The sequence below is a fragment of the Telluria sp. ZB4P36 genome, from assembly GCF_059685865.1.
Genome location: NZ_JCASIE010000018.1, coordinates 50275 through 65226 on the forward strand (window position 1 = coordinate 50275; position 14952 = coordinate 65226).

The window sequence follows — 14952 nt, forward strand, 5'->3', positions numbered from 1 at the left end:
GCGGCTCCCTATTCGATCGCGTACTTGAACTTGCCGGCCTTGGTCGCGCCGACCTTGACCCGGGTGATCGCGCCGCCCTCCGCCATCCGCGCCAGCACGCTGTCGGCAATCTCGGGCAGCAGCGTGCCGTTCAGGATGTTGTCGACGTTGCGCGCGCCCGAATCGACCTCGGTGCAGCGGCTCAGGACCGCCGACACCAGGGCGTCGTCGTACTCGAAGCGCGCGCGGTGGTTGTCCAGCACGCGCGCCTTGATGCGCTCGAGCTTGAGGCGAATGATATTGGTGAGCACCTCGTCGCGGATCGGGTAGAACGGCACCACCGCCAGGCGGCCGAGGAAGGCCGGCTTGAAGTGCTTCATCAGCTGCGGGCGGATCAGCTCAGCCAGTTGGTCGGGCGCCGGCACTTCGCTGGCCGGCTTGTTCAGGCAAGCGCCCATTATCTGGCTCGAGCCCACGTTCGAGGTCAGGATGATGATGGTATTGCGGAAGTCGATCTGGCGGCCTTCGGCGTCGTCCAGCACCCCCTTGTCGAAGACCTGGAAGAACAGCTCGAGCACGTCGGGATGCGCCTTTTCGACTTCGTCGAGCAGCACCACGCTGTAGGGATTGCGGCGCACCGCCTCGGTCAGCACGCCGCCCTCGCCATAGCCGACATAGCCCGGCGGCGAACCTTTCAGGCCGGAGACGCTGTGCGCCTCCTGGTATTCGCTCATGTTGATGGTGACCAGCTTGCGCTCGCCGCCGTACAGGATGTCGGCCAGGGCCAGCGCGGTCTCGGTCTTGCCCACGCCCGAGGTACCGACGAACAGGAACACGCCCTTCGGCTTGTTCGGATCGTCCAGGTTGGCGCGCGCCGTGCGCACCCGCTGGGCGACGGCCTGGCTCGCATGCGACTGGCCCAGGATGCGCTCGTCCAGCAGGGACTGCAGCTTCATCACCGTAGTCAGCTCGTCCTTGACCATGCGGCCCAGCGGGATGCCGGTCCAGCTGGCGACGATCGCGGCCACCGTGTGGCCGTCCACCTGCACCGGCACCAGCGGCATCTCGCCCTGCAGGCTGCGCAGGCGGTCCACGCGGACGCGCAGTTCGCCCGCGTCCTGGGTCCTTCCTTCTTCGAGCGCCGTGCGCATCTCGCCGATCTCGGCGGCGATCTTCTGCTCCTCGTCCCAGCGCCGCTGCAGGCCGATGCGTTCGTCGTCGAGGGCGCCGCGGCGCTGGCGCAGCTGGAGCAGCTGGTCCTCGTGGCTGGCGCCGGCGTTCGCCTCGCGCTGCAGGGCCGCCATCCGGGCGTCGATGCGCTCGATGCTGCGGCTGCAGTCTTCCAGCGCCGCCGGGGTCGAGCTCTGGCCCAGCGCGACCTTGGCGCAGGCGGTATCGAGCACGCTGATCGCCTTGTCCGGCAGCTGGCGGCCGCTGATGTAGCGGTGCGACAGGCGTACCGCCTCGGTGACGGCATCGTCGTAGATGCGCACGTTGAAATGGCTCTCCATCAGCGGCGCCATCGCGCGCAGCATGGCGCAGGCGGTGGGTTCGTCCGGCTCCTCGACCTTGATCACCTGGAAGCGACGCGCCAGCGCCGCATCCTTTTCGAAGTACTTCTTGTATTCACCCCAGGTGGTGGCCGCGATGGTGCGCAGCTCGCCGCGCGCCAGGGCCGGTTTCAGCAGGTTGGCGGCGTCGTTCTGTCCGGCCGTGCCGCCGGCGCCGATCATGGTATGGGCCTCGTCGATGAACAGGATGATCGCGTGCGGGCTCTTCTTCACTTCGTCGATCACGTTCTTCAGGCGGTTCTCGAACTCGCCCTTGACGCTGGCCCCGGCCTGCAGCAGGCCCATGTCGAGGGTATGGATCTCGACGCCGCTCAAGACCTCCGGCACGTCGCCCTGGGCGATGCGCAGGGCCAGGCCTTCGACCACGGCGGTCTTGCCGACGCCGGCCTCGCCGGTGAGGATCGGGTTGTTCTGGCGCCGCCGCATCAGGATGTCGATCGCCTGGCGGATCTCGGGATCGCGCCCGATCACCGGATCCACCCGGCCGTCGCGCGCGCGCTGGGTCAGGCAGGTGGTGTACTGGTCGAGGGCGGGCGTCGCGCGCGCTGGGCCGGCCGCGATCTCGTCGGCGGCGTCGCCCGGCGAATCCGGCTGTTCCAGCGCCGCCGGCTGCGCTTCCTGCGAGCCGCGCGTGATCTTCTGGAATTCGTGCTTCAGGCGGTCGATCGGGAATTTCCTGAACAGCGGTGAGGCGCGCATCGCCAGCTGCGACAAAGACGGCTCGGTGAGCAGCGCCAATAGTAAATGGCCGCTGCGGATCTGGTTCGGTTGCCCCGCAGTTGGCGCGGCCAGGGAAGCAATCAGCCAGGCATGCTCGAACAGCAGCGGCAGGTGGCGCGAGAACACCGGCGTGCGTGCGCTGCCGGTGGCGAAGCGCGCGATCTCATTGCGCAGATCGGTCTCCAGGCCCGTCAGGCTGATGTCGCATCCCTGCGCGACCACGGACAGGTCGCTGCCCGGCTGCTCGATCAGGCCCAGGAACAGGTGCTCGATCTCGACCTCGTACTGCCCGAGGCCGACGCAGATCGAGGCGGCGCGGGTGGCGGCGGCGCGGGTGGTGTCGTTCAGCTTGCCGATCAGGGTCTTGAGATTGATGTCCATCGTGTCGGGTCCTTGTGGTGGTTGGCCGGCCGCGGATTCATGCCCGCCGGCCGCTGCGCTTGACGGCGTAATGCAGCGACGAGGGCTGCAGCACCGCATTGAAGTTCACCGGCTCGCCGATGTCGCAGGAGGCCAGCCGGGCGTGGATGACGAAGTTGAGGCGGTTGACGCTGCCCGGCGCCAGCTCGAGCGTGGCGCTGACCTCGCGCAGGCGCGGTTCGTGGGCTTCGATGGCGTCCTGGATGCTGGCGCAGACGGCGGCGCGGTCGATGCTGCTGGTCAGGCAATAGCCGGCGAAGTCCTGGAGGCCGTAGTGGAGGAAGGAGCCGCGCGCTTCCGGGTAGGCGTTCAGGATGGCCGGGTCGAAGGCCAGGCGCGTGTTGAGCAGCGCTTCCAGGTCGCGCGCCACGCTGTCCTTGAACTGCTCGGCGCTCAGCGGTGTGCCGGCGCTGCCCTCGGGGCCTTCGTCCATGAGGCGGTCCAGCAGGCCCGGCTTGAAGCCCTTCATGCTCCCTCCGGTGTCCGGAAACTTCGAAAAAAATGCGCGCGGCGCCGCGATCCAGCCGCGAGCGCCGCGCGCAGGAGTCAGACGTTAGACGACCTTGTTGGCCGCCAGGTCCCAGCCGCCCGAGGTGTTGCCGCCCGAGCCGCCGCCGATCTTCTGCTGGGTGTACTTCCACTTGATCTTCGAGAACTTCAGGCCGACCTTCTCCTGAATGATGCTGCCCTCCTTCACGTTCGGCTCGACGGCGCCGATCAGCACGTTCTCCAGCTCGATCTCGAAGTACTTGACCCGCTCGCCCTGGCCGTCGGCGCGCATGAATTCCAGCTTGGCTTTGGGGATGGTCTTGCCTGCGGAGCAGGTCTGCAGCAGGATCGGCGAGGACAGGTCGGCCAGCTTCATGAACTTGATTTCCTCATGCTCGCAACGTTCTGCGGTATGGCCGCCGCCGGTCGAAGCGGTCGCGGAACGCGGCTGCTTCACGCCCCAGTCCACCGACAGGCACTCGATCCAGTCCTTGTGCTTGTCGTCCATCGATTCGCCCTTGATGCCGTCGATCTGCAGGTACACGTCAATTGCCATGTTCTACTCCATTCAGGTTTAAGAAAAATGCTTAGCCATTGGTCGATTGGGGCAACTCCGCGACCAGTCGGAGCGAAACGGACAGCTCGTCGAGCTGGAAGTGCGGGCGCAGGAAGGAGACCGCGCGGTAGACGCCCGGGCGGCCCGGGACTTCGGACACCTGCACGCTGGCCTCGCGCAGCGGAAACTGGGCCTTCTGGTCCTGGCTTGCGTTGTCGTCGAGGAGCACGTACTGGGTCAGCCAGCGGTTCAGGTAGTCCTCGACGTTGGATGCGGCGGCGAAGCTGCCGATCTTGTCGCGCATCATGGCCTTCATGTAGTGGGCGATGCGCGAGACTGCGAAGATGTACTGCAGCTGCGATGACAGCACGGCGTTGGCGTTGGCCGCCTCATTGTTGTACTTCTTCGCCTTCTGCGCCGACTGGGCGCCGAAGAAGGCCGCGTACGAGGTGTTCTTGCAGTGGACCAGCGAGATGAAGCCGAGGTCCGACAGCTCCTTCTCGCGGCGGTCGGTGATCGCCACCTCGGTCGGGCACTTCAATGCGACCTCGCCTTCGTCGGTCTTGAAGGTGTGGGTCGGCAGGTCTTCCACGCAGCCGCCGCCCTCCATGCCGCGGATCGCCGCGCACCAGCCGTAGGACTCGAAGGCCTTGGTCAGCTTGCTCGCGAAGGCGTAGGCGGCGTTGCACCACAGGTATTTCGAATGGTCGCTGCCGTCCACGTCCTCGACGTAGTTGAAGCCTTCGGTCGTCATGCCGTCCATCGGGTTGTACGGCAGGCGGCCCAGGAAGCGCGGCAGGGTCAGGCCGACGTAGCGCGAATCTTCGGATTCGCGGAAGGCCTTCCACTTGGCGTATTCGACTGTGTCGAAGACCTTGGCCAGGTCGCGCGGCTTGCCCAGGTCGCCGAAGCTCTCGATGCCGAACAGCCCGGGGTCGCTCGATGTGATGAAGGGCGCGTGGCTGGCGGCGGCGACGTGCGACATCTGCTCGAGGAAGTAGATGTCCTCTGGCTGGCGCGAGATCTCGAAGTCGCCGATCAGGGTGCCGTAGGGGGCGCCGCCGAAGGTGCCGAATTCTTCTTCGTAGACCTTCTTGAACATGGTGCTCTGGTCGAACTCCAGGGCCGACTGGAAGTCCTTCACCAGTTCGCGCTTGCTGGCGTTGAGCATGCGGATCTGCAGGTTGGCGCCCGTGGTGCTGTTCCTGACCAGGTAGTTCAGACCTGTCCAGCTGCGTTCCAGCTTCTGGAATTCGGGCGCGTGCATCACGGCGGAGAGCTGCTCGGAGATCATGCGGTCCAGCTCCGCCAGGCGCGCGTCGATCATGGCCGACAGGTTGTTCGACATGACCATCGTGCCCTGCATGACCTGGGTCACGAGTTCCGAGATGATGTCGCGGGCGCGTTCGTGTTCGCTGCTGGATTTCGCCACCCGGCTCTGCTCGACGATCTGGTCGAGCAGCGAGCTATCCAGTTCCACCGTGGATGCTGACTTGCTTGCGGTATCGAGGACTGCCGCCATCATGCCTCCCCTCCAGGTTTGCCCTGTTTCTTCAGGCTTGCCAGCTTCTCGGTATTGCCCAGCACTTCGCTGAGGATGTCTTCGAGCTTGTCGTTGCCGGCCAGCTTGTTGCGCAGGTCGGCCAGCTTGGTGCGCGCTTCCAGCAGGCCGTTCAGCGGCGCCACCTGGCGCACCACCGACTCGGGACGGAAGTCATTCATCTCCTTGAACTGCAGCTGCACCGCGAACTGCCCGCCCTCCGGCGACAGGTGGTTGTCCACCCGGAAGCTCGCCACCGGCGCCACCGCCCCCAGCACCTCGTCGAAATTGCTGGCATCGACGTTGACGAACTTCTTGTCCTTCAGGCGCTTCTTCTCGGCCGAGGGATCGTTGCCGAAGTCGCCCACCACGCCGACGACGAAGGGCAGTTCCTTGTTTTCGATGGCGTCGCCGATCTCGACGTCGTAAGTCATCTGCACGCGCGGCGCGCGCACCTTCTGCAAGCGTTTCTGCACGCTTTCATTCTTGGCCATGTCGACTCCAGGTTGCGGGGGATGGGACAGCCGGCGGGGCCGGCCGCGCGGATTACTTCAGGCCGGAGAACGGGTCCTTGTCGTTGCCGGCCTGTTTGGCCGGGGCAGCGGAGGCGGTGTTCGTCGGCCTCGCCCTCACCGGGGTCACCTTGGCCGGCTCTCCCTTCTTGAACAGGTCGGTCTCGCCCAGGCTGGTGCGCAGCAGCTTGGCCAGGTCCTGGGCCTCGCTCTTGACGTCGCCCACCAGGTTGTTCTTGCGGGTCAGGTCGGCCAGCGCCTTGCTGGCCACGCGCAGGCCGCTGACGGCGACGATGCTGTGCGCCACCGTGTCCTCCGGATCGCGCTCCAGCGCCTCGTGCGCATTGGTGATCGCCTCGCCGTAGACCCCGCCGTTGAAGCGGATCTGCGCCATCTTGACCCACGGCCGCTTGTCGACCGGATGCGCCTCGCCCGCCGCCTTGAGCATGGCGTAGGCCTTCTCCTCCTGTTTCGCCGCAATCGCGGCATCGGCCTCGGTGAAGACCTGCTCGCCCACGGCGGCGGTCGACTTGCTCGCCATGGCTTGCTGTGGGCCGCTGGCGCACCCGGCCAGGGCGACGACTCCCACGATCAAAGGCATCAAGCGTTTGTACATCATGCTGTTTTTCTCCACGACAGTTGAACCAGCCACCATTATTCGCAAGCGCTTCCGGGTGAAGTTGCGCACTGTCAACCAAAGCAGAGTTCGCCTTCTTTCGGCTGCGGAAGGCTTGCGCTTGCGCGTGATCACAAGCTTTGCCCACCACTGCGGTTCAATCCCCCCTTGACCCGCAAACTGTGAGTAAAGGAAATGGCAATGAGGAACGGTTCACTCCTAGGCATCCTGCTGGCGACCTGCGCGCTGTCCGGCTGCGGCAGCAACGGGATCGCGAGCGCAGCCCTCGAAGCCACCGGGCTTCGCAAGCCGCCCGAGATTCCCGATGCGCAGAAGCCGCCGCGCAGCGTGGCGCTGCGCCTGCATGCTTCTCCCAAGCTCAACCTCGACAAACGCGGCCAGCCGCTCGCGCTCTCGGTACGCCTGTACGCGCTGCGCCAAAAGGAGGCCTTCGAGCAGGCGCCCTATGCCGCCTTCCTGAGCCCGGAGGCCGAGCGCGCGGCCCTGGGCAGCGACCTGGTCGGGGTGCGCGAGATCATGCTGGTCCCGGGCCAGCGCTACGAGGCGACGGAAAAAGTCAGCCGCGAAGCCAGCCACCTGGCGCTGGTCGCCCTGTTCCAGCGTCCGGCGGAGGGGCGCTGGCGGACGACGGTGGCGGCAGCCGACGCCGAACGCAGCGGCCTGACGTTGGGCCTTCATGCCTGCGCCCTGACCAGCGCCGCCGGGGGGAGTTCCAAATCCTCGATGCTTTCTTCTGTGCGCTGTCAATGAAGCCCTTGTTGTTTCCGCCAAGCTAGGAATTTCTGAGCCGGAGGCGCTTGATGACCATGCCAGCGAAGCTACTGTGGGGCGAGGGACTGTTCCTCCGGCCCCAGCATTTCCAGCAGCAGGACCGCTACCACGAGGCGCGCCTGAACCAGACGGCCTGCGCGCTCCACCCCTATGCCTGGGGCGTGCGCAAGCTGGTGGTCGACTACGACGCCCTGCGCCACGACATCCTGCGGGTCGAGGAGCTGTCGGTCCTGTTCCCGGACGGCGAGGTCTACCGCGCACCCGACGGCGATCCGCTGCCGCTGCAGGTGCGCCTGGGCGAACTCCCGGCCGGCCTGCAGTCGGTGACCTTCCATGCCGCCCTGCCGGCGCTCAAGGCCTGGGGCGACAACGCCGCGCCCGAGGGCGACGTCCAGCCCGACGCCCGTTTCAGCAGCCACGAACGCGAGACCCAGGACCTGTACACGCGCGCCGCCGAGGCCCCGGTCACCTACCTGCGCAAGGCGCTGCGGCTGGTGGCCGACACCGACGCGCTGGAAGCCTACGACAGCTTCCCGCTGGTGCGGCTGCGGCGCGTGCCGACCGGCGGTTTCGAGGCCGACCCCTCTTTCGTCCCGCCCAGCCTGTCGATCGACGCCGCGCCCGGCCTGCACCTGAACCTGGCGCGCCTGATGGAAAAGCTGCTGGCCAAGGTGAACGCCCTGTACGGCCACATGCGCGAACCGAGCAAGAACGTGATCGAGATCCGCGGCGGCGACGTGTCGGCCTTCTGGCTGCTGCACACGGCCAGCACCGGCTACGCGGCGCTGTCGCATTACCTCGGCCACCGCGACCTGCACCCGGAACGCCTGTTCGGCGAGCTGCTGGCCCTGGCGGGGGGGCTGATGACCTATTCGCGCAGTTACCGGCTGGAAGACCTGCCGGCCTACGTGCATGCCGACCCGGGGCCGCAATTCGCGCGTCTGGACGGCATCATCCGCGACCTGCTCGACACCGTGATCTCGTCGCGCTACTTCACGATCGTCCTGAACCGCGAGCGTCCCTCCTACTACCTGGGCGCCCTCGATTCGGGACGCATCAATCTGCAGACCACGCTCTACCTGGCGGTAGCGGGCGACATGCCGGCGCTGCAGCTGGTGGACGCGGTGCCCCTGCAGTTCAAGGTGGGCGCGCCGGAAGACGTCGACAAGTTCGTGCTGTCGGCCCTGCCCGGCGTGAAGCTGGTGCACGCCCCCCAGGTGCCGGCGGCGGTGCCGGTGCGGCCCGATACCTATTATTTCATCCTGGAGAACCGTGGCATGCTGTATGAAACGATGCTGAAATCGCAGGCGATCTCGATCTACGTCCCGAACGGGATCCGCGACCTGCGCCTCGAACTGATCGCGGTGGCGGCATGAGCGCCTTCGTCGAACGGCGCTTGGCGCCGCAACCCGGACTGCGAGCCGCCCGTCCGCCCCAGCGCCTGGTGGACATCATGTACGAGGGCTTCTACGCCCTGTTCCTGCTGAAGAACGGCTGCGGGCCGCAGGACAAGGTGGCCTTCTCCGACAACATGACCGGCTTCCTGGCCGACGTCGACCGCAACGCCAAGGCCCTCGGCATCTCGGCCGACGACGTGACCGCCGCCAAGTACGCGTTCTGCTCGGCCGTGGACGAGATCATCCTGCGCTCGACCTACGAGGTGCGCGAGGCCTGGGAGACCCGGCCGCTGCAGCTGCGCGTGTTCGGCGACCAGCTCGCCGGCGAACACTTCTTCCACCGGCTGGAGGACCTGCGCGCCAAGGGCCAGGTTCACGTGGAGGCGCTCGAAGTCTTCCACATGTGCCTGCTGCTCGGCTTCCAGGGCCGCTACGCCCTCGACGGCCGCGACAAGCTGGATTACCTGGTGGCGCGCCTGGGCGACGAGATCGCCCGCATGCGCGGCCGCACCCGCGGCTTCGCGCCCCACGCCGAGCGCCCCGACCAGGTGGTCAACCGGCTGCAGAGCGATCTGTCGCTGTGGGTGCTGGGTGCCGTGTTCATGGTGGCGGGGCTGGGGGCCTACCTGGGCTTCCGCACGGCGCTGTCGAACGAAACCGGGACCCAGATGGCCGCGTATAACGACCTGGTGAGGCTGCCGCCGAAGGCGGCGCATGTGACGATTACCCTGCCCTGAGCATGGCGCCGGGTCCCCGCCTGCCTGCCTACTGGATGACCTTGAACTCGATCCGGCGGTTGCGCGCCTTGCCCTCCGGCGTGCGGTTGTCGGCCACCGGCCGGTCCGGCCCCTCCCCCGACACCGCGATGCTGTCCGCCGCGATGCCCTTGCCGACGATATAGGCCTTGACCGCCTCCGCCCGCGCCTGGCTGAGGGAAAGGTTGCCGGCGCGCGAACCGGCGTTGTCGGTGTGCCCGATCACCTCCACCTTCACACCCTTCAGCTTCTGCATCGCCGCGCTCATCTGGTCCAGCACGGCCATCCCCGCTTCGGTCAGCGCCGCCTTGCCCGACTCGAATTCGATGATCCGGTCGGCCAGCGCGGCATCCAGCACGCCTTGTTCCGACACCGCCACCCGCAGCCCGTTGTTGACGGTGTAGGTCGGGTTCAGGCTGGCCGCGATGTCGCCGGCGATCTGCCGGCGCTGCTCCTCGTTGGCGACGTCGCCACGCAGGCTGACCTTGCTGCCCTCGACCTTGAGCTGGCCGCGGCTGACCAGCTTGAGGTTGGGGTTGATCAGCTTCGCGACGTACTCGTTCCAGTTGGCCGGCGCCGCCACGGTGCCGACCGACAGCTGGTCGACCACGCGCGCGGCCCCGTAGACGCTGCGCAGGCGCTCGAGCAGGGTCGCCCTGGTGGCTTCATCGGCGACGGTGCCGCTGACGACCACCGGCGCCTCCTGCTGGGCATGGGCGGCGCTGGAAAAAAGCACGAACAACATCAAGGCGGATAATTTCACGTCGCGGCTCCGATGAAGGTCTTCATGAACATGTCGCGCGCCAGCCCGAGCGGCAGGTCGGCCTGGCCCAGGTAGCTGGCCAGCGAACGGACGTCGAGGTCGATGTAGAGCTGCTCGTCGATCCAGCCGGTGTCGCTCAGGCGCACCTGCTGCTCGGCGCCGACCAGCGGATCGACCAGCGCGCGCAGGGTTTCGGCCAGGGCCGCGCAAAAGCCCACCACCAGCACCGGCCGGCCTTCCTGGCGGGTGATGAAGATCGCCAGGTCGAAGTTCGCGCGGCGTAGGAAAGGCGCCACCAGCTGCAGCCAGAAGGCGGCCACCGGGTAGCGCTGCTGGGGGTCGTTCGGCAGCGGCAGGACCAGGCTCTTGTGCAATTCGGCCGGCTGGCTGTGCATCACCGGCTGCAGCAGCAGGCCGAGCGCCAGTACCATGCGCGCGAACTGGCGCTCGCCCAAGAGCGCGCCGAGCGAGCCGACGGTGCCGTTGGCCAGCAGGTGCGACAGGGTCGGCTCGGCGTCGCCCAGGGTGACGGCGGCGTCGGCGATCGCCTGCAGGTGCGGGCCGGGATCGGCGTCGCACAGCACGCGCGGGCAGCGCGACTCGAGGAAGGTCCACAGCGGTGCGAAGGCCAGCGGGCAGCGGGTCACGAAGGCGGCCGGGTCGGGTACCGCATGGGTGCGCGCTGCCAGGAAGGGGAAGCGCCGGCCCGACTGGTCGTGGCTGGCCAGCAGGTGGCCGGCGATGGCGTGGCGGCGCGCCGGCCCGACCAGGGCGAAGCTGACCGGGGGCATGGCGTCGTAGTTGATGCGCCAGCGCGCATCCTCGGCCAGTTGCGTCATCACCTGCGCCAGCCAGCGGTCCAGCATGGCGATGGCGGCCGGGTCGTCGGCCAGCTTGACGAAATCCGCGCGCGCCGGGACCTTGCCGAAGTAGCCGATCCGTTCCGAAGCCGGGCCGCGCATCACTGGCCTCCGTTCACGCTGGCCAGCGCCGGCTGGCCCGCCGCGCCGTTCGGTGGACCTTCGGCCTGGCGGCCGACGATGGTGGCCGGCAGCTTCAGCCCGCGGTAACCCTGGCCCTGCTCGCCGCTGCCGTTGGCGGCCGCGCTGCTGACGATCTTCAGGTCGACCGTCACCGCCACGTTGCCCGCGCTCCAGCGCAGCTCGTGCACGCCGCCGTCCTTTTTCTTCTTCTGGGCCGCGTCGATCATGCGTTTCAGGCCGGCCTGCCCCGGCTCGTTGAGCAGCTCGACGGTTCGCCCGTCGAAGGTGACGGCGCTGATGCGGACCCCGGCCAGGCCCTGCGGTCCCGGGTGCACCATATTGGTCCAGGCGGGCTGGGTGTTCTTGTAGCGTAGCTGCTGGCCGTCGATGTCGAGCGTGTACTCGAGCGTGCCGGGTGCCGCCTGCGGCAGGATCTGGAACACGGTCTGCGGGCCGGCGCCGGTCGCCACGCCTTTCGAGGACAGCGGCGCGATCCAGCCCGGGAAACCGGACACCACCTGCGGCGCCAGGGTGATGCCGATGTCGGCCCAGGTGCGCGGCGCCAGCACCCCGCCGCGGTTCACCACCAGTGGGCCCATCGCCGTGTTGACGAACTTGGCCACCTCGCCTTCGGGGCCGAAGATCTGGCCGATCTCCGCGGCCGTGGCTTCGACGCTGCCGCCGGCGGCGAACGGGTACTTGGTGGCGAGCGTGCGCTGGAAGGGTTCGACCACCTGCAGCTGCCAGGTCTTGTTGATCTCGGCCTCGGACGGCAGCACGATCATGGCGAAGGTCTGCATCAGCGGGCGCACCAGCAGCGGACGCAGCGCCGCCTTCTGGCTGTCGCTCATCCCCGTCAGCATCTGCTCGTCGACGTAGCGCAGCGCGTCGGCCAGCTCGGAACCGCTGCCCTCGAGCGTCTGCTGCATGAACTGCTTGGCGCCGGGGCCGGGATCGCCCTGGTTCTTCAGCGCGTTCAGGCGGGTGCGCAGTTTCGACAGGGCGTCGAGGTAGCCCGTCATCAGCGAGGCGTCCTTTTCCTTGACCCCGACCAGGCGCGCCACGCCGGCGAACTCGCGCCCGATCGGGCCCGCTCCTTGCGCGCCCGGCAGCGAGGCCGGGTCGACCGCATTCGCCAGCGTGCGCGCGTCGGCCGGTGCGCGGCGCAGGATCTTTTCCTTGAACCAGTCGGCAAAGCCGCGCTCGGTCTTGCTCAGGCCGGCGCCGGCGGCGCCCGGATTGTCCCACACGGTCTCGTCGTGGATCGTCCTGAGCAGCCTGGCGATCGGCGAGGCCTGCGGGTCGCCCAGCCGGTTCATGGCCTGCACGCTGCCGTCGAAGCCGTTCAGGTCGGCGATCGCCACGCCCTGCACGAACTTCAGCCACTCACGCGCATACTCGGCCTTGTACAGGTCGATCAGGGCCTTCTGGATCTGTTCGGGGCTGCCTTCCAGGGTCAGGTCGTCCTTGGACACCGTCTTGAGCACCCAGTCGGCGCTCTGCGCCTCACTGCTGGAAGCGTCGCGGATCGCACCCAGCACGTACTCCTTCCAGGCCTGGCGGGTGAAGGCGCCCGAGACCGCATGGCTGCCGGCCACCAGGCCCTGGTCCTGCTCGCCCACGATGCGCGCCACCGTCACCGCCGGGAAGCGGGTCGCGGCGCGGGTCTTGATGTCGTTGTAGACGCGCTCGCGCGCCGGGGTGCCGCGCACCACGCGGCGCAGGTGTTCGCGGGTGCTGTCCAGCAGGCTCAGTTTGAGCGTCATCTGCGGCCAGGCCGGGTCCTGCACCTGCGACAGGTGGAAGGTCAGCAGGCGCTCGGCGCTGCGGATCATCTGCTCGCGCGGCATGTTGCCGCGGTTGGCTTCGAGCCAGGTGCGCCAGTAGCGGGTCAGCTGGTCGTTCAGGTGGCCCGGCTCGGCGTGGGTCTTGTCGCCCATCATGAGGTAGGTCTTGAGCGCGTTGTAGGCGTCGGCCACGCTGGTGGCGGAGACGCTCTGGTACTGACCCGCGCCCGGCGCCGCCGCGGGCGCGGACACCAGGTGTGCGGCGGCATCCGGCGCCGCGGCAGGCGGCAGCTGGGCGGCATTCGCATTTACCTCGGCCAGCATGGTCTCCAGCGCCGCGGTGACCGGCTCGACCATCACCGCCCGCACGCCGGCGAAGTATTCGTCGCGCAGCTTGCGTTCCAGCGCCTCGCCCTGGTACAGGCCGAAGCCCAGTGCCCACGGCGTCTCCTGGCGGTACTTGTCGAGCTGCTCGATGCGGTCCTGCAGGATGTCGAGCGCTTCCAGGCGCGACTGCAGGTCGATGCCGCCGGCCTGCAGCTTCGCGACCTTGTCGAGGTCGGACCGGACGTTGGCCACCAGCTGGCGGTTGCCCATGTAAGACCAGCTCCAGCCGCCCAACGCGCAGCCCAGCAGGATGGTGGCGCCAAAGAAGGCCGCCACCTTCCAGCGCGCCGCCGAAGGATTGGTATAGCGCTTGACCAGCTCCCTGTCGGCGAAGATCACCTTGCGGAACAGGTCGAGCAGGAAGTAGCCGGACTGCTCGGCGACTTCCTCTCCCTTCTGCTCGCGCAAGGCCAGGTCGAAGCGGCTGGCCACGCGCTTGCTCGACAGGTCCTGCACGCTGCCTTCCTGCAGCGCGCTGGTGAAGTAGAAACCGCGGAACACCGGCTTGAACTGGTAAGTGTTCTCTTCGAACAGCGTGGACAGGAAGGCGCGCAGCGGCGTCTTGATCGCCGCGAACTCGAGCGGGAAGGTGAATACCCCGGGACGCATCTGGGTGCTGCGGTTGGCGCCCATGTTCGCCAGGCTCATCTCCTTGAGGCCGTCGTACAGTTCGTCGAAGTGCTCGTCGAAGAACCCCAGCACGTCCTGCGGCGCACTGCGCCGGTTGTAGCGCAGCGTGGCGCCCCAGATGCGGTCGCGCTCCGCCCGTTCGGTATCGGCGAAAAAGTCGGTGAAGCCGGCCACCAGGTCGGCCTTGGTGAAGACCACGTAGACCGGCGCGTGCACCCCGAGGCGCTCGGTCAGCTCCTGCACGCGGGTGCGCAGGCTCTTGGCCAGTTCGTGCGAGGCGCTGGTCGGCCCGGCTACCAGTTCGGCCACGCTGACGGCGATCAGGATGCCGTTGATCGGGGCCTTGTGACGGTGCTTCTTCAGCAGGTCGAGGAAACTGAACCACTCGGCGCGGTCGGTTTCCTGGACCTGGTCCTGCACCGAATAGCGGCCGGCGGTATCGAGCAGGATGCCGTCGGTGGTGAAGAACCAGTCGCAGTTGCGGGTCCCGCCCACGCCCTGCAATGCCTTGTTGCCGGGGATCGGGAAAGTCAGGCCGGAGCGTGCGATGGCGCTGCTCTTTCCTGCCGCCGGGTTCCCGATGATCATGTACCAGGGCAGCTCGTAGAGCGCCGAGGCGCCGCGCGTCAGGCCCAGCTTGGAGGTCTTGATGGTGGCGATCGCCTCCAGCATGTTCTTGCGCAGGACCGCCATGTCGCCGGTGGCGCCGGCGCCGGCCGCATGTGTGAGCGCTTCGTCGCCCGGGATGATGGCCTCGCCCAGCCGCTTCGCCGCACGCCCGCGAAAGGTGCGCCGCACTGCCCACCAGATACCCCAGCAGGCAAGCAGCAGCAGCCCCGCGATGAGGGCCCATATCGGGTCGATGCCGATCAGGTCGGCGCCGATGAAGAGGCAAGCCGCAAGCGCGGCGATGCCGATCGCGGCCAGCACTCGGCTGTCGGTCAGTAACTGCCAGATTCGTGCCATAGCGGGAGCAAGGTGGGTAGGTTGGGGGGATGTTCTATAGGAAATGCTCGCACGCCCTCGCTGGGCGGCACTTGCGACGGCTCAAGGGT

Annotated in this window: 12 protein-coding genes; 3 read left to right on the forward strand and 9 right to left on the reverse strand. The window is 67.7% G+C overall.

Going from position 1 to position 14952, the window contains the following annotated elements:
• Window positions 1–8 precede the first annotated feature (8 nt).
• From tssH to AC56LK_RS20095, 6 genes are all read right to left on the reverse strand, one after another.
• Window positions 9–2651, reverse strand: coding sequence for a type VI secretion system ATPase TssH (gene tssH, locus AC56LK_RS20070; protein WP_497186243.1), 2643 nt, complete (start codon window positions 2649–2651; stop codon window positions 9–11).
• Between the two features lie 37 nt (window positions 2652–2688).
• A complete protein-coding gene (gene tssE / locus AC56LK_RS20075; protein ID WP_497186244.1) occupies window positions 2689–3159 on the reverse strand; it encodes a type VI secretion system baseplate subunit TssE in 471 nt (156 codons plus the stop codon).
• An 84-nt stretch (window positions 3160–3243) separates the two neighbouring features.
• Window positions 3244–3735: an Hcp family type VI secretion system effector gene (locus AC56LK_RS20080; RefSeq protein WP_497186245.1), complete on the reverse strand. Its 492-nt coding sequence runs from the start codon at window positions 3733–3735 to the stop codon at window positions 3244–3246.
• A 31-nt stretch (window positions 3736–3766) separates the two neighbouring features.
• Window positions 3767–5257: a type VI secretion system contractile sheath large subunit gene (tssC, locus tag AC56LK_RS20085; protein ID WP_497186290.1), complete on the reverse strand. Its 1491-nt coding sequence runs from the start codon at window positions 5255–5257 to the stop codon at window positions 3767–3769.
• Window positions 5257–5769, reverse strand: a complete 513-nt coding sequence (tssB, locus tag AC56LK_RS20090; RefSeq protein ID WP_497186246.1) for a type VI secretion system contractile sheath small subunit — start codon at window positions 5767–5769, stop codon at window positions 5257–5259. Before tssB ends, tssC begins: the two co-directional genes overlap by 1 nt.
• Before the next feature lie 52 nt (window positions 5770–5821).
• A complete protein-coding gene (locus tag AC56LK_RS20095) occupies window positions 5822–6406 on the reverse strand; it encodes a tetratricopeptide repeat protein (protein WP_497186247.1) in 585 nt (194 codons plus the stop codon).
• Between the two features lie 198 nt (window positions 6407–6604).
• Between AC56LK_RS20095 and tssJ the strand changes: the two genes are divergently transcribed.
• From tssJ to icmH, 3 genes are read left to right on the forward strand one after another with little or no spacing between them, the layout of a single operon-like run.
• Complete coding sequence (gene tssJ / locus AC56LK_RS20100; RefSeq protein ID WP_497186248.1) at window positions 6605–7174, forward strand: type VI secretion system lipoprotein TssJ; 570 nt, start codon at window positions 6605–6607, stop codon at window positions 7172–7174.
• Between the two features lie 50 nt (window positions 7175–7224).
• Complete coding sequence (tssK, locus tag AC56LK_RS20105) at window positions 7225–8571, forward strand: type VI secretion system baseplate subunit TssK (protein ID WP_497186249.1); 1347 nt, start codon at window positions 7225–7227, stop codon at window positions 8569–8571.
• On the forward strand, window positions 8568–9329 hold the full coding sequence (gene icmH / locus AC56LK_RS20110) for a type IVB secretion system protein IcmH/DotU (protein WP_497186250.1): 762 nt from the start codon (window positions 8568–8570) through the stop codon (window positions 9327–9329). Before tssK ends, icmH begins: the two co-directional genes overlap by 4 nt.
• Window positions 9330–9357: 28 nt before the next feature.
• On the opposite strand, the gene AC56LK_RS20115 is transcribed toward icmH, so the two are convergent.
• The 3 genes from AC56LK_RS20115 to tssM are packed head-to-tail and all read right to left on the reverse strand — an operon-like array spanning window position 9358 to window position 14863.
• Window positions 9358–10092: an OmpA family protein gene (locus AC56LK_RS20115; RefSeq protein ID WP_497186291.1), complete on the reverse strand. Its 735-nt coding sequence runs from the start codon at window positions 10090–10092 to the stop codon at window positions 9358–9360.
• A gap of 14 nt (window positions 10093–10106) precedes the next feature.
• Entirely contained in the window at window positions 10107–11072 is a 966-nt protein-coding gene (tagF, locus tag AC56LK_RS20120) for a type VI secretion system-associated protein TagF (RefSeq protein ID WP_497186251.1), read from the reverse strand.
• Window positions 11072–14863: a type VI secretion system membrane subunit TssM gene (gene tssM, locus AC56LK_RS20125; protein ID WP_497186252.1), complete on the reverse strand. Its 3792-nt coding sequence runs from the start codon at window positions 14861–14863 to the stop codon at window positions 11072–11074. Before tssM ends, tagF begins: the two co-directional genes overlap by 1 nt.
• Window positions 14864–14952 lie beyond the last annotated feature (89 nt).

Excerpts from the sequence above, each read along its gene's own strand:
- tssH (WP_497186243.1), bottom strand. The coding sequence starts at position 2,651 with ATGGACATCAATCTCAAGACCCTGATCGGCAAGCTGAACGACACCACC.
- tssE (WP_497186244.1), bottom strand. The coding sequence starts at position 3,159 with ATGAAGGGCTTCAAGCCGGGCCTGCTGGACCGCCTCATGGACGAAGGC.
- AC56LK_RS20080 (WP_497186245.1), bottom strand. The coding sequence starts at position 3,735 with ATGGCAATTGACGTGTACCTGCAGATCGACGGCATCAAGGGCGAATCG.
- tssC (WP_497186290.1), bottom strand. The coding sequence starts at position 5,257 with ATGGCGGCAGTCCTCGATACCGCAAGCAAGTCAGCATCCACGGTGGAA.
- tssB (WP_497186246.1), bottom strand. The coding sequence starts at position 5,769 with ATGGCCAAGAATGAAAGCGTGCAGAAACGCTTGCAGAAGGTGCGCGCG.
- AC56LK_RS20095 (WP_497186247.1), bottom strand. The coding sequence starts at position 6,406 with ATGATGTACAAACGCTTGATGCCTTTGATCGTGGGAGTCGTCGCCCTG.
- tssJ (WP_497186248.1), top strand. The coding sequence starts at position 6,605 with ATGAGGAACGGTTCACTCCTAGGCATCCTGCTGGCGACCTGCGCGCTG.
- tssK (WP_497186249.1), top strand. The coding sequence starts at position 7,225 with ATGACCATGCCAGCGAAGCTACTGTGGGGCGAGGGACTGTTCCTCCGG.
- icmH (WP_497186250.1), top strand. The coding sequence starts at position 8,568 with ATGAGCGCCTTCGTCGAACGGCGCTTGGCGCCGCAACCCGGACTGCGA.
- AC56LK_RS20115 (WP_497186291.1), bottom strand. The coding sequence starts at position 10,092 with ATGTTGTTCGTGCTTTTTTCCAGCGCCGCCCATGCCCAGCAGGAGGCG.
- tagF (WP_497186251.1), bottom strand. The coding sequence starts at position 11,072 with ATGCGCGGCCCGGCTTCGGAACGGATCGGCTACTTCGGCAAGGTCCCG.
- tssM (WP_497186252.1), bottom strand. The coding sequence starts at position 14,863 with ATGGCACGAATCTGGCAGTTACTGACCGACAGCCGAGTGCTGGCCGCG.